The 21,035-nt window shown below is 56.4% G+C and carries 22 protein-coding genes; 13 read left to right on the forward strand and 9 right to left on the reverse strand.

Features of this window, described 5'->3' with window-relative positions:
* Positions 1-159: 159 nt before the first annotated feature.
* A complete protein-coding gene (locus V7Q49_RS04180) occupies positions 160-747 on the reverse strand; it encodes a DUF4142 domain-containing protein (protein WP_333849475.1) in 588 nt (195 codons plus the stop codon).
* A 242-nt stretch (positions 748-989) separates the two neighbouring features.
* Here V7Q49_RS04180 and V7Q49_RS04185 point away from each other — a divergent pair, with 242 nt between their 5' ends.
* Together V7Q49_RS04185 and V7Q49_RS04190 are read left to right on the forward strand one after the other, a co-directional pair.
* Positions 990-1,481 (forward strand): DinB family protein, encoded by a 492-nt coding sequence (locus tag V7Q49_RS04185; RefSeq protein ID WP_333849476.1) that lies wholly within the window; start codon positions 990-992, stop codon positions 1,479-1,481.
* A gap of 93 nt (positions 1,482-1,574) precedes the next feature.
* Positions 1,575-2,099 carry a GNAT family N-acetyltransferase gene (locus V7Q49_RS04190; RefSeq protein ID WP_333849477.1) on the forward strand — a complete coding sequence of 175 codons (525 nt, stop codon included), beginning with the start codon at positions 1,575-1,577 and terminating at the stop codon, positions 2,097-2,099.
* Positions 2,100-2,132: 33 nt separating this feature from the next.
* Here the strand turns inward: V7Q49_RS04190 and V7Q49_RS04195 are convergent, their stop codons facing one another.
* Positions 2,133-2,531 carry a helix-turn-helix domain-containing protein gene (locus V7Q49_RS04195; protein WP_333850488.1) on the reverse strand — a complete coding sequence of 133 codons (399 nt, stop codon included), beginning with the start codon at positions 2,529-2,531 and terminating at the stop codon, positions 2,133-2,135.
* Positions 2,532-2,611: 80 nt separating this feature from the next.
* Here V7Q49_RS04195 and V7Q49_RS04200 point away from each other — a divergent pair, with 80 nt between their 5' ends.
* Complete coding sequence (locus V7Q49_RS04200) at positions 2,612-3,097, forward strand: DUF2938 domain-containing protein (protein ID WP_333849478.1); 486 nt, start codon at positions 2,612-2,614, stop codon at positions 3,095-3,097.
* 87 nt (positions 3,098-3,184) lie between these two features.
* On the opposite strand, the gene V7Q49_RS04205 is transcribed toward V7Q49_RS04200, so the two are convergent.
* From V7Q49_RS04205 to V7Q49_RS04220, 4 genes are all read right to left on the reverse strand, one after another.
* Positions 3,185-4,207: a methionine synthase gene (locus V7Q49_RS04205; protein WP_333849479.1), complete on the reverse strand. Its 1,023-nt coding sequence runs from the start codon at positions 4,205-4,207 to the stop codon at positions 3,185-3,187.
* A 27-nt stretch (positions 4,208-4,234) separates the two neighbouring features.
* The gene (locus V7Q49_RS04210) at positions 4,235-5,218 is read right to left on the reverse strand and encodes a DUF1852 domain-containing protein (RefSeq protein ID WP_333850489.1); all 984 of its coding nucleotides are present in this window, start codon (positions 5,216-5,218) and stop codon (positions 4,235-4,237) included.
* Between the two features lie 162 nt (positions 5,219-5,380).
* A complete protein-coding gene (locus V7Q49_RS04215) occupies positions 5,381-6,151 on the reverse strand; it encodes a hypothetical protein (RefSeq protein WP_333849480.1) in 771 nt (256 codons plus the stop codon).
* A gap of 1 nt (position 6,152) precedes the next feature.
* A complete protein-coding gene (locus tag V7Q49_RS04220) occupies positions 6,153-6,350 on the reverse strand; it encodes a hypothetical protein (protein WP_333849481.1) in 198 nt (65 codons plus the stop codon).
* 173 nt (positions 6,351-6,523) lie between these two features.
* On the opposite strand from V7Q49_RS04220, the gene V7Q49_RS04225 reads away from it, so the two are divergent.
* The 8 genes from V7Q49_RS04225 to V7Q49_RS04260 all read left to right on the forward strand — a co-directional run bounded on the left by V7Q49_RS04225 (position 6,524) and on the right by V7Q49_RS04260 (position 13,361).
* Positions 6,524-7,897 carry an FAD-binding oxidoreductase gene (locus tag V7Q49_RS04225; protein ID WP_333849482.1) on the forward strand — a complete coding sequence of 458 codons (1,374 nt, stop codon included), beginning with the start codon at positions 6,524-6,526 and terminating at the stop codon, positions 7,895-7,897.
* Between the two features lie 399 nt (positions 7,898-8,296).
* Positions 8,297-8,536: a regulatory protein YcgZ gene (gene ycgZ, locus V7Q49_RS04230; RefSeq protein WP_333849483.1), complete on the forward strand. Its 240-nt coding sequence runs from the start codon at positions 8,297-8,299 to the stop codon at positions 8,534-8,536.
* A 132-nt stretch (positions 8,537-8,668) separates the two neighbouring features.
* Positions 8,669-8,968: a hypothetical protein gene (locus tag V7Q49_RS04235; RefSeq protein WP_333849484.1), complete on the forward strand. Its 300-nt coding sequence runs from the start codon at positions 8,669-8,671 to the stop codon at positions 8,966-8,968.
* Positions 8,969-8,997: 29 nt separating this feature from the next.
* A complete protein-coding gene (locus tag V7Q49_RS04240) occupies positions 8,998-9,264 on the forward strand; it encodes a biofilm development regulator YmgB/AriR family protein (RefSeq protein ID WP_442913057.1) in 267 nt (88 codons plus the stop codon).
* A gap of 181 nt (positions 9,265-9,445) precedes the next feature.
* On the forward strand, positions 9,446-9,721 hold the full coding sequence (locus V7Q49_RS04245; protein WP_131632708.1) for a metal/formaldehyde-sensitive transcriptional repressor: 276 nt from the start codon (positions 9,446-9,448) through the stop codon (positions 9,719-9,721).
* Positions 9,722-9,750: 29 nt separating this feature from the next.
* Positions 9,751-10,869, forward strand: a complete 1,119-nt coding sequence (locus V7Q49_RS04250; RefSeq protein ID WP_333849486.1) for an S-(hydroxymethyl)glutathione dehydrogenase/class III alcohol dehydrogenase — start codon at positions 9,751-9,753, stop codon at positions 10,867-10,869.
* A 175-nt stretch (positions 10,870-11,044) separates the two neighbouring features.
* Positions 11,045-12,736 carry a methyl-accepting chemotaxis protein gene (locus tag V7Q49_RS04255; protein WP_333849487.1) on the forward strand — a complete coding sequence of 564 codons (1,692 nt, stop codon included), beginning with the start codon at positions 11,045-11,047 and terminating at the stop codon, positions 12,734-12,736.
* Between the two features lie 172 nt (positions 12,737-12,908).
* The gene (locus V7Q49_RS04260; protein WP_333849488.1) at positions 12,909-13,361 is read left to right on the forward strand and encodes an energy transducer TonB; all 453 of its coding nucleotides are present in this window, start codon (positions 12,909-12,911) and stop codon (positions 13,359-13,361) included.
* A gap of 36 nt (positions 13,362-13,397) precedes the next feature.
* On the opposite strand, the gene V7Q49_RS04265 is transcribed toward V7Q49_RS04260, so the two are convergent.
* Positions 13,398-15,776, reverse strand: coding sequence for a glucose/quinate/shikimate family membrane-bound PQQ-dependent dehydrogenase (locus V7Q49_RS04265; RefSeq protein ID WP_333849489.1), 2,379 nt, complete (start codon positions 15,774-15,776; stop codon positions 13,398-13,400).
* 280 nt (positions 15,777-16,056) lie between these two features.
* Positions 16,057-16,980 carry a LysR substrate-binding domain-containing protein gene (locus V7Q49_RS04270; protein WP_333849490.1) on the reverse strand — a complete coding sequence of 308 codons (924 nt, stop codon included), beginning with the start codon at positions 16,978-16,980 and terminating at the stop codon, positions 16,057-16,059.
* Between the two features lie 274 nt (positions 16,981-17,254).
* On the opposite strand from V7Q49_RS04270, the gene hglS reads away from it, so the two are divergent.
* Both hglS and V7Q49_RS04280 read left to right on the forward strand, forming a co-directional pair.
* Positions 17,255-18,598: a 2-oxoadipate dioxygenase/decarboxylase HglS gene (hglS, locus tag V7Q49_RS04275; RefSeq protein WP_333849491.1), complete on the forward strand. Its 1,344-nt coding sequence runs from the start codon at positions 17,255-17,257 to the stop codon at positions 18,596-18,598.
* Between the two features lie 42 nt (positions 18,599-18,640).
* The gene (locus V7Q49_RS04280) at positions 18,641-20,149 is read left to right on the forward strand and encodes a carboxylesterase/lipase family protein (RefSeq protein WP_333849492.1); all 1,509 of its coding nucleotides are present in this window, start codon (positions 18,641-18,643) and stop codon (positions 20,147-20,149) included.
* On the opposite strand, the gene V7Q49_RS04285 is transcribed toward V7Q49_RS04280, so the two are convergent.
* On the reverse strand, positions 20,136-20,978 hold the full coding sequence (locus tag V7Q49_RS04285) for a LysR substrate-binding domain-containing protein (protein ID WP_333849493.1): 843 nt from the start codon (positions 20,976-20,978) through the stop codon (positions 20,136-20,138). The two genes, V7Q49_RS04280 and V7Q49_RS04285, sit on opposite strands and share 14 nt — an antisense overlap.
* Between the last annotated feature and the right edge of the window lie 57 nt (positions 20,979-21,035).

Genomic DNA, 21,035 nt, shown 5'->3' on the forward strand with positions numbered 1-21,035 from the left:
AAAGTGCGCAAAATGGGGCTGCGTTGTAACACCAGAATCGGGGGTTTTAAGGGGAAGACAGCATGCGCCCATACAGTGCCAGAAGGGATGCTTCGCAAAGTTAGCGCCATGCTGCCTGGCGGTAGTGCGGGTTGCAGAACCCGGCACCCACCGAACAACTTACTTATTGGCTGGCATCTTCATCTGCTCGGCAGACTTCAGGTGCTGCTCAACGACCGGAACGTGCGCATCGGCAAGGGCTTTCACATCGGGATCCTTGATGTTTTTGGCGTCACTCTGCAGTTTTGACAACACCATTTTGTGGTCTTTGGTGCCGGCGTTTTCCATATACATCCTGTCAAACGCGTCGCCGCTCTCTTTTTCCAGCTTGTCGGCCATGGCTTTATGTTTGGCGTCCGGCGCCGTCGGCAGCGTCACGTCCTTCTGCTTAGCGACCGTCTGAACTTTGGTCAGGGCATCGCCGTGGTCATCGACCATCTTCTGCGCGAAGGCTTTAACTTCGCTGCTCTTGGCCTTGCTCAGAGCGAGCTTACCGGCGGCGACTTCATTGATATTGGCCTGCGCCATATCTTTTAATGCTTTTTCGTCGCCGGAGCTGAGCTTAGCCATCGAACCTGTCGAACTGGTCTGGGCTGAGGCGTCGCTCTGTGCGGCACCCGTCGTCTGGGCCTGCACGCCGACAGTGCTGAACATCGCTGCGACTGCTGATGCAATCAGCAGGACTTTCAGGTTCTTACGCTTTTGCATGTTGTTCTCCTGATGGTTATGAGTAGGGTAGGTGTCAGGTAATTAACCGTGCGTATTCTCCTGTAAAAATGATAACTGCACTGGTCAGTATAGTGGATCGACGGGTTGGGGCAGCAGATTCAGCTATTGTCCTGGTCGGAGGATGGGAGGAAATGATGCAGGCGAAGAGCCGGAAGCAAAAGCGAGTGGAGTGCCTTGGTATGTTGCTGATATGATAATAAAAAGTATAGAAGAGGTGGCGTATGGGTACAGACAAAATAGTGACGTTGTTTAGATATAAGCGCTGGATAGACAGTGAAACTTTACAAGCGATTAAAAGCGTTGATGCTTCTGCTAATGCAGAAAAGCGCCATCTGACGCTCAGATTGATGAATCACATCTACGTCGTTGATATGATTTTTCGAGCTAACGTTACCGGTCAGAAGCACGCCTGGACTGCGTTGAATACGCCAGAAACCCCATCTGCAGATGAACTTTTGACAAAAATGACGGAATGCACAGAGTGGTATATTCAACATGTCGATTCAATGACCCCCGCTGACCTTGTAGAAACCATAAAATTCCAGTTTGTCGATGGCGGACAGGGCGAAATGAACGCTGTCGATATGCTCAACCATGTGCTGTTTCATGGAACTTATCATCGGGGCGCGGTGGGCTGGCTGCTTTCAGAAAGTGGCATCACCCCACCTAAGGATGTACTGACCGTTTTTCTCAGAGATCACAACCACGTTTAAAGAAGACGTTAGGTAGCGCTTTGTCATCGATATGCAGGCTACGTGCGGGTAGCGGACAGGCATAATTTGGTCTTACTGAGTGGGGAGGAACAGATGAAAAACCCAGGTCCGGACATGACTATCAGCCCTGCGCAGCCTGAACATTTTGCTGCATTACGCGCCATTGAATTAGCTGCTTTTGAGACACTACGCGAAGCAGGGGCGGTAACAGGCCAGGCTGTCGCAAATAGCCTGAAAGATTTTGCTGATTTCAGCCGCGACGGTTTGCTACTCGCTGCGTTTACTCCGGATTCGACCCCCGTAGAATTCGTAGCAGGCGTAGTCGAGAACAGATGGCTGCATATTGCCGAAATTGATGTGCATCCAGACTGGCAGCGCCGTGGGATCGGCAGAGTGTTAATGCAGGCACTGCTCTCTACCGGACAACAACGCGGCCTGGCTGGGGCGACATTGACAACAGATAATATGGCCGCCTTCAATGCAAAATTTTACGCCACGCTGGGTTTTGAGGTAGTGGAGGGCGAATCGTGCCCGCTTCATCTGAGAAGCCAGAAAGAAGAGGAAGTTGAAAAGGGTTTCGATCCGGCGCGGCGCGTAGGGATGCGGTTGGACTTTTAAGGTGGCGGGAAGGTCTTAGCGTAAGAAATGGATTTATCCGACGAACCTTAGCCCTTTGGCAACCACTCTTTTGAATTCTTCGCAATCGGTATGCTCTGGCTGCGTACACTGCGCAATATGCTTTAGCCCCCGGCTTAACAGCTGCAGTTTGCGAATGGTCGCGTCAATCTCCCTCGAACGTTGGTTAAGACGCTCGCGATCTAAGGCTAACTTACCTTCCGTCCCAAACATCGACGCAATGTCATCCAGAGTAAATCCCGCCGCCTGTCCCAACGTAATCAGTTGCAATTTACTAAGGACATTTTCATGGTACTGCCGCCTCAGACCATTACGGCCGACAGGTTTGATTAACCCTTTCTTTTCGTAATACCGCAACGCTGAGGGTGTAACCCCGGCAAGAGCCGCAATTTCTCCGATATCCAGTTCTTTCATCATTGACTTAAACCATGCTTTAAGTTGCACACTGGCGTTCAGCTTATCATTTCATGGAAAAAAGGACGCAGGCATTGGATATGTTTATTGTTTTTAAAACTGTCATCGTCGGAATTGGCGCAACGCTGGTGATGGATGTATGGTCATGGTGTCAAAAACGCCTCCTCAAGGTTCCGCCACTGAACTATGCCCTGGTAGGGCGCTGGATATTAAGTTTGCCCGGAGGAAGGTTTTACCATCATACGATTATCTCGACGCCGCGCATGCCGGGTGAGTTATTTACTGGCTGGGTATTCCACTATCTGACCGGGATAGTTTTTGCTTTGATACCGCTTTTGCTGAACGGCACTGTCTGGCTCAGTGAACCCACTCTTGCAGCAGGCCTGCTGACTGGTCTGATAACGTTACTGGCACCTTTCATGATCCTGCAGCCCGCATTGGGATTTGGTATAGCCGCGTCACGCACGCCCCGCCCGTGGCTGGCTCGCCTGCTGAGTCTGCTCACGCATATGGCGTATGGGTTCGGGCTTTATGTCGCGGCCCTTGCGATGGCTGTCTGGGAATGACGTCTTTACAGCCAGCGGGTGCTGGCTGACTTTTCAGGAGAAAAGCCGGGGGCGCTGCGCTTGCCCGGCCTACGCTCAAACTACACCTTATAGCTCTCTGCGGATAATTTCCGCTCCGGCGCTTAAGGCATTGAGCTTGCCGTTGGCAACCTGGCGGGATAATGGTGCCATCCCGCAGTTGGTTGAAGGGTAGAGCTTGTCGGCATCAACGAACTGCAGCGCTTTGCGTAAGGTGTTGGCCACCTCTTCGGGCGTCTCGACGGTGTTGGTGGCTACATCGATAGCGCCCACCATCACTTTTTTACCGCGGATCAGCTCCAGCAGATCCATCGGCACGCGCGAGTTATGGCACTCCAGGGAAATGATGTCGATATTCGAGGTCTGCAGTTTAGGGAACGCCTCTTCATACTGCCGCCACTCCGAGCCCAGCGTCTTTTTCCAGTCGGTATTAGCTTTAATGCCATAGCCGTAGCAGATGTGTACCGCCGTTTCACACTTCAGCCCTTCGATGGCGCGCTCTAACGCGGCGATGCCCCAGTCATTCACTTCATCGAAAAACACATTAAAGGCCGGTTCATCAAACTGGATAATATCCACACCCGCCGCCTCTAACTCGCGGGCTTCCTGGTTGAGGATTTTGGCGAATTCCCAGGCCAGTTTTTCGCGGCTTTTATAGTGGTTGTCATAGAGGGTGTCGATCATCGTCATCGGGCCCGGCAACGCCCATTTGATCGGCTGGGTAGTGAGCTGACGGAGATATTTGGCATCGTCAACAAACACCGGCTTCTGGCGGGCGACGGCCCCCACGACGGTCGGCACGCTGGCATCGTAGCGATTACGGATCTTAACGACTTCGCGTTTCTCAAAATCGACGCCGCTGAGGTGCTCAATAAAGGTGGTGACGAAATGCTGACGCGTTTGCTCACCATCGCTGACGATATCAATGCCCGCCCGCAGCTGATCGTCGAGGGATAAACGCAGCGCATCCTGCTTGCCGGCGAGTAATTCCTCATTTTCCAGCTTCCAGGGAGACCACAGGGTCTCAGGTTGCGCGAGCCAGGACGGTTTAGGCAAGCTGCCGGCCGTGGAGGTGGGGAGCAATGTTTTCATAACAGGTGACCTTATATTTTTAATGAATCAACGCGCGTACTGAGCAGACCATTGCTCAAGAATATTTTTGTACGGTTTGATGAAATGTTTTTCAGTAAACTTTCCCTGCTCAATCGCTAACTGACTACGCTCTTCGCGATCGTAAACAATTTTGGTCAAGGAGTGATCCTGGTTGGTCAGGCTGGGTTGATACTGTTGCCCGGCGACCGAGTTCGCGTTGTAAATCTCAGGGCGATAAATTTTCTGGAACGTCTCCATCGTACTGATGGTGCCGATCAGCTCGATAAAGCTGTAGTCGTTCAGTAAATCGCCGATGAAAAAGAATGCCAGCGGCGCGGCGCTGTTTGGCGGCATAAAGTAGCGCACCTGCAGGCCCATTTTTTTGAAGTAGGCTTCGGTCAGCGACGAACCCTGCTGCTGATATTCGATGCCTAACACCGGATGTTCATTTCCGATGCGTTGATAGACGTTTTTATTGGAAACGCTAAGGCAAATCACCGGCGGCTTGTTAAAGCTCTGCTGATATTCTGGCGAATTAACGAAATGTTTGAAGATATTGCCGTGTAGCGCGCCAAAGTCCTGCGGAATGCTGAACTCAGTCTGATGTTTATTGTGATTCGGCAGCAATACGCTGAAATCATAATCCCGCACGTAGGAAGAGAAGTTATTCCCGACAATCCCTTCAATACGCTCGTTGGTGTGTTTATCAACAATATTGGTTTTCAGGATTTCAATGGCCGGGAAGGTAAAACGATTATTTTCCGCATCAATATTCATCTCGACGGAGATAATATCCAGTTCAACGGAATAACGATCACCTTTGGGGTTATCCCAGTGCGCTAAGGCGTTGAATCGGTTGTCGATCATGACTAACGTATTACGCAGGTTCTGCTGGCGGTTGTCGCCCCGGGCCAGATTAGCAAAGTTAGTGGTAATACGCGTGTTTTCTGAGGGGTTATAATTCTCATCGAAACGACTGCGCTTAATCGTGAAGGTGAAGTCTTTATTCATTGTCATCTCACTTCCTGAGCTCTGGCATAAAAACTGAAGCGTTATAACTTCAGTCTTTATGTTGCTGATACGTTAATGCATCTTTTATGCCAGAGCCCCTGGAAGAGGGAAAGCGACTAAATTTCACGACAACATGAGCTATCTTCATGATCGGCGAACCGATCAGTCGATTTTCTCCGCACGCTGCTCCAGATCCAGCGCGCTGGCGCTGGCGGGATCGAAGAGTGAAAGACTTTCAATTTGATCCAGCATAATCACCTTTCGGAAGGCCATCGCGCTTCTGGGTTGTGAATCGAGGGTAATGTCATGCTCGGCGTACCACTTGCTGTAATTGTGCTCAATGCACAGATTCAGCGTGGTACCGTCACGGTAGCCGCTGAGCATCGGGATCAGCACGATATTGGCGGTCTTTTCATATTCCAGGGTCGCGGTATGGATCATGCCGACATAAATACGCCGCGACTTCAGCGTCACCAGCGCCAGCTCGCCTTCCTCCATGCACTGATACAGCAGCTGTTCAATACCGCTGGATTGCGACAGGCGCTTGTACAGCTTTTTCCGGCCTTCACCGTCCAGCCTGGCGCTGCCCGCCCAGTTTGAGCGATAAAGACAAAACAGGATGGCAAAGGCCAGCATCACCACTACCGGCGCCTGGATCCCCAGAAAGCTCCAGTTCATAAAATCCACTTGCCAGTTGGCGTTGTCCTGGGCGGTTAAGTGGAACGTATTGGCTGCATAAGAGCACCCGAGCAGCACCAGCCAGAGCAGGCCGGTTGCGATGACGCCCTGCAGCACGAAGATACAGCCGTACAATGCGACCAGAAAATAGACATCCCAGCCGAAGGAGCGCTTAATTTTAAACCGGGTGGAGAGGTCGCGACTGGTGTACCAGTATCCGCTTACCATCAGCACCATAAATATCGCCGTTCCCATATCAGGCCCTCTTTAGCGCGTTAACATGGCGCAGAAAGTCCTCTCGCACCTCTTTGCTTTTGTAATTGACCGAGGCGTTACCATCCTGATCGATAATAATGCGGTCCCCGTCCTCGACGGCTTCAATAATTTCCTGCTGACTCATCACCTGCAGCAGCGACTCCGGGCTGGAGAAGATCGACATAACCAGACGTTTCATCGCGTGGCATCCTTATAAACAAAAAGGTTAAGTCTGGCCGATCCGCGCAGGCGCTGCCTTAAGGTTATGCTGAAAATGTTTAGCTTAGGGTCATCGGGTGAAGGCGAATTACCCTGCTATGGCGCGCAAAACCCACCATAATTAGTAGGGTTAAACAACGCCAGGTGACAATCATGAAGGTCAATATCGAAGAGTTCAAAACGCACTTCCAGGGGGAAGTGCTGCTTCCGGACGATGCCGGTTACGACGAGGTGCGCCAGATCTGGAATGCCATGATCGACCGCAAACCCGCGATAATCGCCCGCTGCACGTCCACGGAGGATGTTATCCGCGCCATCCAGTTTGGCCGCACGCAACATCTCCTCATTTCGATCCGCGGCGGTGGGCATAACATCGCCGGCAACGCCGTCTGCGACGAGGGTCTGATGATCGATCTCTCGCTGATGAAGGACGTGCAGGTGGATGTGACTACCCGCACGGCCAGCGTCGGCCCCGGCTGCACCCTGGCCGAGTTTGATCGGGTTGTGCAGGCTCATGGCCTCGCCACGCCGCTGGGCATCAATTCAACCACCGGGGTGGCTGGCCTGACCCTCGGCGGCGGGTTCGGCTGGCTGAGTCGCAAGTACGGAATGACCATCGACAATCTGCTCTCTGCCGAAGTCATTACGGCGGACGGCCAGCAGCTGAACGCCAGCGAATCGGAAAACCCGGATCTCTTCTGGGGACTGCGGGGCGGCGGCGGCAACTTTGGCGTCGTGACGCGCTTTGACTTCCAGCTCCATCCCGTCGGGCCAGAGGTGCTGAGCGGACTCATCGTCTTTCCGTTTGAGCAGGCCAAATCGGTGATCGCGCAGTTTGCCCGCTTCACCGAAACCATGCCGGACGAGCTGAACGTCTGGATGGTCACGCGCAAAGCGCCGCCGCTGCCGTTCTTGCCCGGGGAGGTTCACGGCAGGGAGATGATCGCGCTGGCCCTGTGCTATGTGGGCGATCCGGAAGAGGGCGAGAGGCTTATCGCGCCGCTGCGCGAGTTCGGCACGGTGCTGGGGGAACATGTCGGGGTGCAGCCCTATACGGCCTGGCAGCAGGCCTTCGACCCGCTGCTGGTGAAAGGGGCGCGCAACTACTGGAAGTCGCACAACTTCGCGCAAATCAGCGACGGTGTGATCGATGCCATCATCGAATACGCGGCCAGGCTGCCGTCACCGCACTGTGAAATATTCATCGGGACGATTGGCGGCCAGACGACCCGCGTCGCGCCCGAGGCCATGGCCTACTCCAGCCGGGATGCGAATTACGTGATGAACGTGCACGGGCGCTGGGAAACCGCCGCCGAGGATGAGCGCTGCATCGCCTGGGCGCGGGAGTTCTTTGCCAAATCACAGCCCTTTGCCAGCAGCGGGGCCTACATCAACTTTCTCACTCAGGAAGAGACCGACCGCATCGCCTTTGCGTATGGGGCCACCTGGAACCGGCTGGTGGAGCTCAAGAGTAAGTACGACCCCACAAACCTGTTTCGGATGAATCAAAATATTAGGCCGGTTTAATACCTGAATTGCGCCTGACAAGAGTATGCAGTTGCCTACTGCGGGGATTAAACGTCAGGCGCGGTTCGGCAAAAGTATTTAACTCTGGCAAAACCAGAGAATATATTTTCCCTGTTCAGGACAATATATGATTCGCTGAAATCCTTGGTTTCAGGCAGGATTCTCGCGTTTATGAATAATAGTTAAGTTTCATTAATGAAAGGCTTAAGTACAATATTTTTGTAAATTTTTAAATTTATTATTAAATGTAAGTTATTGTTAAATATGAATTATTTTTAAATTTAACTTGGATGGCAATTTAAAAAACCAGAAAGTTGTACAATCGGTGTGTACAGCTATCACAAATTAGTATATTTTTTTAGCAAGTTTTTAACCACTCAACGTCGACACGGAGCACCTATGCGAGGTAACAGTTCGCGCCAAAGTTCAGCTCAGGCAATCACAGCCTATTTTAATAAAGCCAGCATGCGCAGCCAGCAGGAGACGCTGGGTTTAATCGTGGGTGAGATTCTGAGTGAAGGACGTCATCTGAGCCGACTGGCTATCTGTACAAAATTATTACGGCGGGTGGAGCAGACGGATGATGAAGCAGAAATAGCACACTATAACGCGCTAATAAGCCTTTTTTTTGAACGATAACAGTAACGCGCTGCTTTAGCTTCAATCACTCGATATATGAGTATGCGTTGGGTGGGCAAGGTCTGACGCAGAAAATAGTATTGATAGCGTGCTGCGGAGTGCCTTGCTACCGACAGCAATGTGAGAAAAGTTATGCATAGAACAAGATTTGAAAAACTGAAAGACGATCTTATTGGCGAGGCTGTTTTGTTAATTTTAAAAGACAAAGGTCCAATAAATTTTAGGTCTCTCGCCATTAAACTGAAGAAAATGGCCAGTACAGAATTTGATTCTGAAAGACGAAATGCGCTTTCGGCCGCGATAGTAGAGATAGAACAACGGGTTAAAGCCAGTGCCGGAGAGCATTCGGACGTCAGAGGGAATTATAATATCGAAAATATGCACCGTCTTATCGCGCGCGATGAGCCTTTCAGGTCTGTTAAGAAACATTAATTTTTTGAGTGGATACTATGAAACCCAACATTACTCAGCACACACAGCATTTCAATGCGCTAAACGACCAGGCGCTGGCGTCCTACTTTCGTTCCTCAGGAAATACCTTATATGAGGAGGCGGCAGTATTAGGTTCAGCGATAAGATGTATCTTGCTCGGTGGAGATAATCTGACAAATAAACAGATTATCCTGCAATTAATTTATGCCCTTGAACTCACATCCGATCAGGATGCTGCCGAAGTGATACGCAATACGCTCGAGATTGTGGTCGGTTTCACGCATGATGATATCTAAGTCGCCTGCTTAGGGTTTATTGACTGTCCACTCCTGAAATAGCCAGACTGCCCCTGTTCGGGGCAGTCTGGCTGCCTGTTCTGTAATTACCCCCCTGACAATACCTGCACAAACATTCCTGTTTACACTACGCGCTAAAATCACATACCATACCCCCCTACAGTATCAAGGAGCCCATTCCATGCCACATTCACCTGAAGATAAAAAACGTGTCCTGACGCGCGTGCGCCGCATTCGCGGGCAGGTCGATGCCCTGGAGCGGGCGCTCGAATCCGGCGAACCCTGTCTCGCTATCCTGCAGCAGATCGCCGCGGTGCGCGGGGCGGCTAACGGGTTAATGGGCGAGATGGTTGAAATTCACCTCAAAGATGAGCTGGTGACGGGCGAAACCACCCCCGATCAGCGGGCGGTCAGAATGGCAGAAGTCGGTCATTTGCTGCGCTCTTATCTAAAATAAAAACCTGACATCACTAAAAGGAAAGCAAGATGAAATCACGTGCTGCTGTTGCATTTGGCCCAGGCCAGCCGCTGAAAATTGTTGAAATTGATGTGGCACCGCCAAAGAAAGGCGAAGTGCTGGTCAAAATCACCCATACCGGCGTGTGCCACACCGATGCGTTTACCCTGTCCGGTGACGATCCGGAAGGCGTTTTCCCGGCGGTGCTCGGCCATGAAGGCGGCGGCGTGGTGGTGGAAGTGGGCGAGGGCGTGACCAGCCTGCAGCCGGGCGATCACGTCATCCCGCTGTACACCGCCGAGTGTCGCGAGTGTAAGTTCTGTAAATCCGGCAAAACCAACCTCTGCCAGGCGGTTCGCGCCACTCAGGGTAAAGGCCTGATGCCGGACGGCACCACCCGTTTCTCTTACAACGGCGAGCCGATCTATCACTACATGGGTACCAGCACCTTCAGCGAATACACCGTCTGCGCCGAAATCTCGCTGGCGAAAGTCAACCCGCAGGCACCGCTGGATAAGGTCTGTCTGCTGGGCTGCGGCGTGACGACCGGGATCGGCGCAGTACACAACACCGCAAAAGTGAAAGAGGGCGATACCGTAGCGGTATTTGGCCTGGGCGGGATTGGTCTGGCGGTTATCCAGGGGGCGGTGCAGGCCAAGGCCGGACGTATTCTGGCGGTGGACACCAACCCGGAAAAATTCAAACTGGCCGGTGAAATGGGCGCGACCGATTTCGTCAACCCGAACGACTACGACAAGCCGGTGCAGGACGTGATTGTTGAACTTACCGACGGCGGCGTCGACTTCAGCTTTGAGTGCATTGGTAACGTTAACGTGATGCGCGCGGCGCTGGAGTGCTGCCACAAGGGCTGGGGCGAAAGCGTGATCATCGGCGTGGCCGGTGCCGGGCAGGAGATCAAAACCCGTCCGTTCCAGCTGGTCACCGGACGCGTCTGGCGTGGTTCCGCCTTTGGCGGCGTGAAAGGCCGCACCCAGCTGCCGGGCATGGTAGAGGACGCAATGGCGGGCAAAATCCAGCTCGATCCGTTCATTACCCACCGCCTGCCGCTGGAGCAGATCAACGAAGCCTTTGACCTGATGCACGAAGGGAAATCCATCCGCACCGTTATCCATTTCGGCGATAACTAACAGACCCTCTCTCTCCCGCTGCGCCGTTATGGGCAGCGGGACGCCATTTCGTTGAAAATCATTACGAAAGTGTGACCAGTGTTGCGATTTTAGCCGTAATCAAATCCAGTGTAGTGCCGATGACTATTTTACAGGCGTGTTTCCACGCATCTTACCTATGAGAGAGTCAACGGCTATGGACAAAACAACAACAGTTCGGGCGCAGCATAAGCTGGGCTTCCTGCATCACATCAGGCTGCTTCCGCTTATCTCCTCGATTTTGGGTGGTATTATTCTGCTGTTTGCCCTGAGCGCCGGGCTGGCAGGCTACTTTTTACTGCAGGCAGATAAAGACCAGCAGGATGTCACCGCCGAAATTCAGGTGCGTACCGGGTTATCAAACAGTTCCAACCACCTGCGCACGGCGCGTATCAACATGATCCACGCGGGTGCCGCCAGCCGTATTGCAGAGATGGACGCGATGAAAAAGAACATCGCGGAAGCCGAACAGCGTATTAAACAGTCTCAGGACAGCTTTGCCATTTACATGAACCGCGGCGTTCGTACCCCAGCGGATGAAGCCCTGGATGGCGAGCTGAAATCGAACTATCAGGCCTACATTGCTGGCATGCAGCCGATGCTGAAATATGCCAAAAACGGCATGTTCGAAGCCATTATCAACCATGAAAATGAGAGCGCGCGTCCGCTGGATGACGCCTATAACGAGGTGTTGCTGAAGGCGATCAAGATCCGTACCGACCGCGCCAATATGCTGACCGAACAGGCCCATACCCGCACCCAGCTGGGGCTGATGTTTATGATCGGCGCCTTTGGTCTGGCGCTGGTGCTGACGGTGATCACCTTTGTCGTGCTGCGTCGTACGGTGATTAACCCGCTGCAGCGCGCGGCGAATCGTATTGCCCATATCGCCAAAGGCGACCTGACCCTGGCAGAAGATCTGACCGGGCGCAGCGAAATTGGCCGTCTGACTCACGACCTGCAAACCATGCAGCGCTCGCTGGTGGGCACCGTAGGCACCGTGCGTCAGGGGGCGGAAGAGATCTATCGCGGGACCAGTGAAATCTCCGCCGGTAACACCGATCTCTCATCACGTACCGAACAGCAGGCCGCGGCCATTGAGCAGACGGCTGCCAGCATGGAGCAGCTGACCGCGACCGTGAAGCAGAACGCCGATAACGCGCATCACGCCAGCAAACTGGCGGAAGATGCCTCCGGTAAAGCCAGCCGTGGCGGCCAGATGGTCTCCGGCGTGGTGAAAACCATGGGTAATATCTCCAGCAGCTCGAAGAAAATTTCTGAAATTACCGCCGTGATCAACAGCATCGCTTTCCAGACCAACATCCTGGCGCTGAACGCCGCGGTGGAAGCTGCCCGTGCCGGTGAGCAGGGCCGTGGGTTTGCCGTGGTCGCCAGCGAAGTCCGTACGCTGGCCAGCCGCAGCGCCAACGCCGCGAAAGAGATTGAAGGACTGATCAGCGAATCGGTAACGCTCATCGATCAGGGCTCCGGCGAAGTGGTGGCAGCAGGTAATACCATGAATGAGATCGTGGAAGCGGTGAAACGCGTCACCGACATCATGCTGGAGATCGCGGCGGCTTCTGACGAGCAGAGCCGTGGCATCGTGCAGGTCAGCCAGGCGATCTCGGAGATGGATAAAGTGACCCAGCAGAACGCCTCGCTGGTGGAAGAAGCCTCCGCCGCGGCGGCCTCGCTGGAAGATCAGGCTGCCCGTCTGACCGAAGCGGTCGGCACCTTCCGTCTGCACGGAATGACCCAGACCCGTAGCAGCAGCAAAGCCGCCCCGGCCACGCCTTCCGCACCGCTGCGCCCGGCGGTGGTCGATGGCGATAACTGGGAAACCTTCTGATTTTGTAATCCGTGCGACGGGTTTTGCCGGGTGGCGCTGCGCTTACCCGGCCTACAAAATCGTAGGCCCGTGCAAGCGAAGCGCCGCCGGGCAATAAGGGTTCATGTTTCGACATGAACCCTTTTTTTATTCCCCGCTATGCTGGTTGTAAGGGCTGAAGAGGAACAGGGTGATGAAACACTTTATGCAGGTGGTTTGTACCGCAGGGTTACTGGCAGGGTGTGCGTCCGGCGGCAGTGTAGGAGTTGGCGGCGTGGGCATAGGCGGCGGTGGCGGCAGCGGCGGCGTGGGGGTCGGCCTCTCCTTTCCCGTGGGGGGTAGCACCTCGACCGCGGAGAGCGGGCAGGCAGACTGCGAAGGCGATGTTTACCGGGTTCAACCGCGCTATCCCGAGCAGGCGGCGGCGCAGAACTACTCCGGCAGGGTGACGGTGTCGTTTAACGTCAAGCTGAACGGGCGGGCGGCGGACTACGAGGCGGCGGGGGATAAACCTTTCTTTGACGAGACGAAGCGGGCGGTGATGCGCAGCTGCTGGCCAGCCGGGGTCAGACAGAGCTGGGTGGTGAATTACCAGGGCGGCAAAACGGCGACCTGGGTCCAGAATGCTTTATCCGGCACGCCGTGAAAAAAAACCGGCCACACGAGGTGGCCGGCTGGGTCATTACTGCTTATCAGGCAAGGCGTACGCGATGATGTAATCCCCGCGATCCGGTGACTGACGTGCGCCACCCGCATTGATGATGATGTACTGCTTCCCGGTTTTCGGTGACACGTAGGTCATCGGGCCGGACTGGCTGCCCACCGGCAGACGGTCTTTCCAGATCTCTTTCCCGTTGGCAGTATCGAACGCGCGCAGGTAGAAGTCCTGAGTACCGGCGAAGAACAGCAGGCCGGACTGCGTGGAGAGCGACGCGCCCAGGGTCGGCATCCCGATTGGGATTGGCATGTGCATGCGGATCCCCAGCGGGCCGGTATCTTCCACGGTGCCTACCGGTACCTGCCACACCAGTTTGCCGGATTTCAGATCCACGGCAGACATGGTGCCAAACGGCGGTTTCTGGCACGGAATGCCCAGCGGCGACAGGAAACGCTCGCGCATCGCGCCGAACGGCGTACCGTCCATCGGCACGATCCCCATCTCAATCCCGCTGGCGTTTTTGGCTACATTGGCGCGCGGCACCATGTAGTTCGCCAGACCCAGACGCATATCGTTAACGAACATCAGGCTGTTGTTCGGGTCAACCGAGACGCTGCCCCAGTTCATCCCACCCAGCGAGCCCGGGAACTGCAGAGAGCGATCCAGGCCCGGCGGGGTGAAGACGCCCTGATGGCGCATCTCTTTAAACTGAATGCGGCACAGCAGCAGGTCAACCGGCGTCGCGCCCCACATATCCGACTCGTGCAGGGTCTGGTTGCCAATCATCGGCATACCGACCGAGTACGGCTGGGTAGGTGAGTAACGCTCGCCCTCGACGTTCCCGGCAGGCACCGGACGCTCTTCCACTTTCGCCACCGGCTCGCCGGTTTCGCGGTTGAGCATAAAGATCATGCCCTGCTTGCTGGTCTGCACCAGTACCGGGGTGGTACCGCCTTTATCATCCGGCAGATCGTACAGCAGCGGCTGGGACGGCAGGTCGAAGTCCCACAGATCGTGGTGGGTGGTCTGGAAATGCCAGCGTACCTGGCCGGTCGCGGCATCCACCGCCACAATCGAGGAGCTGTATTTATCGTCCAGCTCGGTACGTTCACCGGCCCAGAAGTCCGGGGTGGCGTTACCGGTCGGGAGGTAGATCAGGTTCAGCTTCGCGTCATAGGACATCGCTGACCAGACGTTCGGCGTCCCGCGGGTGTAGGTCTGGCCTTCCGGCGGCAGGCCGGTCAGGTTCGGGTTGCCCGGATCCCAGGCCCAGGTGAGTTTGCCGGTATGCACGTCATAGGCACGCACTACCCCCGGCGGTTCACCGGTAGAGAAGTTATCCGCCACGCGACCGCCCACTACTACAACGTTACCCGCCACCAGCGGGGTGGAGGTCTGCTGATAGTAGCCAGGCTTCACGTCACCCATGCCCACGCTCAGGTCAACCACGCCGTGGTCGCCAAAGTCTTCGCACAGCTTGCCGTTGTCGGCGTTGATAGCAACCAGACGGGCATCGGTAGTCGGCAGGAACAGACGGCGCGCGCAGGCGGCAGGCTGAGTCTCTTTCGGTGACGTTGTCACGTTAGAGGTGTCTTCGAAATAGCCCAGGCCACGGCAGCGCTGCCAGTTTGGCGCGGTGGCTTTCGAATCATAACGCCACTTCTCTTTCCCGGAGTCCACATCCAGCGCCAGCACCTTGCTGTACGGAGTACAGACATACAGCGTGTCGCCAATCTGCAACGGGGTGTTCTGGTCTTCTGCGCCGGAGCCGTTGCTTTGCGGAATGTCGCCGGTATGGGCAACCCAGGCCACTTTCAGATCGTTAACGTTCTGCTTGTTAATCTGGTCGAGGGCGGCAAAACGGTCGCCGTGGGTGGTATTACCCCAGTGCTCCCAGTTCTTCTGCTGCTGGCCCTCGGCTACCGGTTTAACCGGGACGGGTTCGTTAGCGGCAACCAGCGTTTGCGGCTTAAACATCCAGCCGACGCTCACCAGCATGACCACCGCCAGCACGGCAGCAAGACCGAACGCCGGGGCTTTGTTGACCGGCTCACCCGCGCCACGCAGGAACGGCCAGAGGATAGCGGCCAGGAAGGCCAGCACCGCAAAGGTGAACAGGCGCGAGAACAGCGGCCAGAAATCCCAGCCCGCGTCGCTCACGGCCCAGATCAGAGAGGCGATAAACGCCACCGCGTACAGGACGATGCCGCTGGCGCGGCGACGTGCAATAAGGAACGCGGCGATCAGCATCACCACGCCCATGATCAGGAAGTACCAGCTTCCCCCAACGGTGACGAGCTTAAAGCCCAGCCCACCGACGGCCAGTCCGATGAGTGTCATCAGACCAACCAGCAGCCACAGCAGGATCCGGGGGAACCCACGTAGCGAATTACCTATAGCCATTTCTGTCTCCTGAAATAATCTTGTCTTCATGGGACAGGCAGAACCCGGCCTGAACCAAATGGGTAACAGAAGAAAAGATCCATGATGAAAAAGTCGGACATGACGCCGTTACAGCGCCAGAGAATTCACCGCTGCGTTATTTGAATGAACCATTTGGTGAATTCGGCGGGTATGATAAATCTGTTAAATTGTTTAGCGCAATTGTTAATGAATGATTTCGCATTATTTGAGTAATGGAAACAAAAAGCCCGTCATCAAGACGGGCATAGAGGAAGTGTGATCACACCGGCATGGATTTACGTATGGCGCTGAGCAACGTCTGGGTGGCGGTGGAGAGCGGGGCTTCCACGCGGGTTAATACCCCAATGGGTTCGCCGGGGCTGGAGGTCGTTACCGGCAGCGCCACCAGCGAGCCCTGGCGCAGATCTTCTTTCACCGCGCCGGAAGGGACAAACCAGACATAGTCATAATCCACCGTCAGCTGGCGCGACAGGGAGGCGGACAGGGTTTCGATGCAGCCCGACGGCAGCTTGCACCCCTGGGCATGCAGTAAGGTTTCCGCGGTCTGGCGCGGAACGGTGCCTTTGGGGGAGACCACCACCGGCCACTCCATAACCCGGCTGAGGGTCACGGTATCATTGAGGATCGGATGGCGCGGACGCACCACCAGCTTCAGGGATTCCAGGAACAGCAGCTCATAGTTGAGACCGCTCATCAGCTCCGGGTCCGACATTCTGCCGATCCCAATATCCAGCTCCCCGGTCTTCAGTCCTGCCAGCAGCATGGTGTTATTCATGGTGGCGACCTGCAGCGTGATGTTGCGCTGCTGCTTGTGGAACTGGCCGATAACCGCAGGCAGAATGCCCAGCGCCGCGGTAGGGAGGGCACCAATGCGCACCACATCGCCCGGCACGTCGTTGCGCCGCGTCAGGGACTGACCCGCCGTATTCAGGGCATCAAGCACTTTAATAGCGTGGGTCAGGAACTGCTCTCCCACCAGCGTCAGCTGCGCGCCCAGTCGTCCACGGTCGAACAGGCGGGTACCGGTCAGCTGTTCCAGCTCGTTCAGCGTTTTTGAGAGCGCAGGCTGGCTCAGATTAAGTGTTTCGGCCGCACGCCCCAGCGTTCCCTGTTGAGCGACGGCCACAAAAGTGTGCAGATGGCGCAGACGAATGCGCTGACTAAACAAACCATTTTTTTCCATAGGCGATGTTAAAAACAGAGGCAGAGAAGTGACAAGTAAAGTTGTTTAATTTTGATAACCTGCTAGCAAAATATTATTAACATCCAATCTAATTGAGTAACAAGCATTTTTTGGATCTGCCCGGAAATAGTTGTGCAGACGCCTGAATCGCTTCCTTTCTCCGCGCGTCAGGAAATGTACGCCTCTCCATCTGGATCACAATTTGTAAATTCTTCCAGACGCCGTCAATGGCCTTCTCTACACTCCAGATAATATTCACTGGAGGCATTAAATCATGGCGAACAACATCACGGCTGATGATATTCGGGAGACCTTTTCACAGGCGATGTCGGCAATGTATCAGCAGGAAGTTCCGCAATACGGGACGCTGCTGGAGCTGGTCGCGGATGTGAATCTGGCGGTACTGGAAAATAACCCGAAACTGCATGAACAACTGGCCAACGCGGATGAGCTGGCTCGCCTTAACCTTGAACGCCACGGGGCGATCCGTGTCGGCACGGCCCTGGAGCTGGCCACCCTGCGGCGGATGTTCGCCATTATGGGGATGTTCCCGGTCAGCTATTACGATCTCTCCCAGGCCGGGGTGCCGGTCCACTCCACCGCGTTTCGTCCGGTTGAGGATGCCGCCCTGTGCCGCAACCCGTTTCGCATCTTCACCTCGCTGCTGCGCCTCGATCTGATTGATAACGTTCCCCTGCGCGAGCAGGCGGCGGCGATCCTCGCCCGTCGCACTATCTTCACTCCCCGCTGTCTGGAACTGATTGACCTGTACGAAGCAGAAGGGGCGTTCACCCCGGCGCAGGCCGAGGAGTTTGTCCAGGAGGCGCTGGAGACCTTCCGCTGGCATCGCCATGCCACCGTCGATCACGAAACCTACCTGGCGTTGCACAACGAACACCGGCTGATTGCCGACGTGGTCTGCTTCCCTGGCTGCCACATCAACCACCTGACGCCGCGCACCCTGGATATCGACCGGGTCCAGGCTCTGATGCCGGAGTATGGCATTGAGCCGAAAATGGTGATTGAAGGGCCGCCGCGCCGGGAGATGCCGCTCCTGCTGCGCCAGACCAGCTTTAAGGCGCTGGAGGAGCCGGTCCTGTTTGCCGGCGAGCAGCGCGGCACCCATACCGCCCGCTTCGGCGAGATCGAGCAGCGCGGCGTGGCCTTAACGCCAAAAGGGCGCGAACTGTACGATCGTCTGCTTAACGAAGCCGGAACGGGCAAGGACAACCTGACTCACCAGCTGCATCTGCAGGAGGTGTTCCAGGAATTTCCCGACAGCGACATCTTCCTGCGTCGTCAGGGGCTGGCGTGGTTCCGCTACCGCCTGACCCCGGCCGGGGAGTCGCATCGTCACTCCTTTGGCCCCGGCGACGACCCGCAGCCGCTGATTGAGCGCGGCTGGGTGGTGGCGCAGCCCATCACCTATGAAGATTTCCTCCCGGTGAGCGCCGCCGGGATCTTCCAGTCGAACCTCGGCAACGAAACTCAGGCCCGCACCCACGGCAATGCCAGCCGCGATGCCTTTGAGGAGGCGCTGGGCTGTCCGGTGCTGGATGAGTTCACCCTCTACCGGGAGGCGGAAGAGCGCAGCAAGCGGCGTTGCGGTTTGCTCTGAAAACGGTACTCTGCGGGGATGGGTTATTAACTTAAGGTCAGTATGGAAAACGACGCTTCCCCGATAATCACCACGCGCCAGGGTGCGCTGAACGGCATCACGGATGGCGATGTGCAGGTCTGGCGCGCCATTCCCTACGCCGCGCCGCCGGTGGGGCCGCTGCGCTGGCGTTCGCCGCAGCCTGTTGAAAGCTGGCAGGGCGTGCGTGAAGCCACTGCCTTTTCGCCGTCGAGCTGGCAGAGCAGCGAGTATTGCCAGCAGCTGGGCGGGGGCGATCCGGGACGTTTCTCGGAAGATTGTCTCTACCTGAACGTCTGGTCTCCGGTTCAGCGTCCGACGCCGCTACCGGTGATGGTGTGGCTGCACGGGGGCGGTTTCACCATCGGCGCGGGCGGGCTGCCGCCCTATGACGGCAAGGCCCTGACGCAGCGCGGCGCGATTGTGGTGACGCTCAACTACCGGCTGGGCCATCTGGGCTTTTTTGCCCATCCGGCGCTGGCAGGAGAAGAGGAGCGGGTGGTGCATAACTTTGCCCTGCTGGATCAGATCGCCGCCCTGACGTGGGTGCGTGACAACATCGCGCAGTTTGGCGGCGACCCGAACCACATCACCCTGTTTGGCGAATCCGCCGGGGCCCGCAGCGTGCTCTCCCTGCTGGCCTCCCCGCTGGCAAAGGGGCTGTTTCATAAGGCGATTATCCAGAGCGGGTACACCCTGCCGGATACGCCCCGGGAGCAGGCCCTTAAAAAGGGCGAGGCGCTGGCGGCCCATTTTGGACTGAAAGACGCCACCGCGGAGCAGCTGCGGGCGATCCCGCCCGAGGCGCTCTGGCCGCTGACGGCTCCGCTGAACGTCGCGCCCGCGCCGATTGTCGGGGATTGCGTCCTGCCGGAGCCGATGCTGGAGGTCTTTTTTGCCGCCCGCCACCATCCGGTGCCGATCATGGTGGGCTCCAACAGTGACGAAGCCAGCGTGATGGCGGTATTTGGTATCGATCTCGCGGGGCAGATCCAGAAGCTGCGTCGGGAGCGGCGGCTGGGACTGGGGTTGATCAAGCTGCTCTATCCCGGCATCAAAGACGATGCCGAGTTAGGGCGCCAGGTGTGCCGCGATATGGCCTTTACCACCCTGGGGTTTGTGGTGATGCAGGCCCAGCAGCGGGTCGGGCAGCCGTGCTGGCGCTACTGGTTCGACTATGTGGCCGAAGCCGAGCACGCCACCTACGTCAACGGGGCCTGGCATGGCAACGAGGTGCCGTACGTGTTTGATACCCTCACGCTGGCTGAGCCCGCCCGGCGCTATGTGAATGATAACGACCTGGCGTTCTCAGCCCAGGTTGCCGATTACTGGGTCAGCTTCGCCCGCCATGCCAGCGGGCAGTGCGATACTCTGGATGGCCCGACGCGCTGGCCTGCCTGTCACCACAGGCGGGACGTCTTGTTGCGCATCGGAGTGAATAAACATGCGGGATTTAAGCTTGAAAACCGCTTTATGCGTGCCCGCATGGCGCTGTTTAAGCGGGTGATGAAGCACCACGTCAGCCTGGATTGAGCAGACACGCGCGAAAGGCGGCCAGCCCGGCCGCTTTGCCGCGCGACTCCCGCAGCACCAGACGGTAGCTGGCGCCGGTCCTGACGCTGCTGGCATAAGGCCGCACCAGCCGCCCGGCGCGGATGTCTTCCGCCACCAGCGTCTCGTCGGCAATGGCGACCCCAAGCCCCTGAATGGCGGCGGTGATCGCCAGATCCATGGTGTCGAAGTGTTGATTTTTGTGCATGACGGCCGGCAGCTCCGCCTGTTTTTCCAGCCACAGCGACCAGTCGGTCTTATCCCGGGTCGGGTGCAGGAAGGTCAGTGACTCCACGGCAGAGCCCTGGCGCAGGGGGCTGATCACCGGGGTTAACGCCTCTTCGAACAGCAGATCCCCGGCGCTGAGCTGGGTGCCAAATACGATGGCGGCGTCATAGGATTCGGTTTTGAAATTGACGCTGTGCTCGTTGGTGGTGGTTAAAGCTATCTGCAACTCGGGCTGTTCGCGCTCCACCTGCAGCAGCCGCGGCACCAGCCAGCGCATGGCGCAGGTGGGAACTTTAAGGCGCACCACGGTTTGCTGAGCGCGCGCCTGGTCCGCCACCGTCAGAAAGTGTTCATACGAGGCGCGCAGATCCGGCAGCAGGGCGCTGCCCTGGGAGGAGAGGCGCAGCCCGCGGGCGTGGCGCTCAAACAGCGGAAAGCCGAACCAGCTTTCGAGGGCAGCGATCTTGCGGCTCACCGCCCCCTGGGTCAGGCACAGCTCTTTGGCGGCATGGGTCAGATTCAGATGCCGCCCGGTAACGATAAAGGCCTCAACGGCGGTAAGCGGGAAAGAACGACGCGACACAGAACCTCCAGGTATGATTTTTTGTCATGGCTATTATGACAACAATTCGATTGTCGC

This window comes from Leclercia sp. (assembly GCF_036780805.1).
Classification (GTDB): Bacteria; Pseudomonadota; Gammaproteobacteria; order Enterobacterales; family Enterobacteriaceae; genus Enterobacter.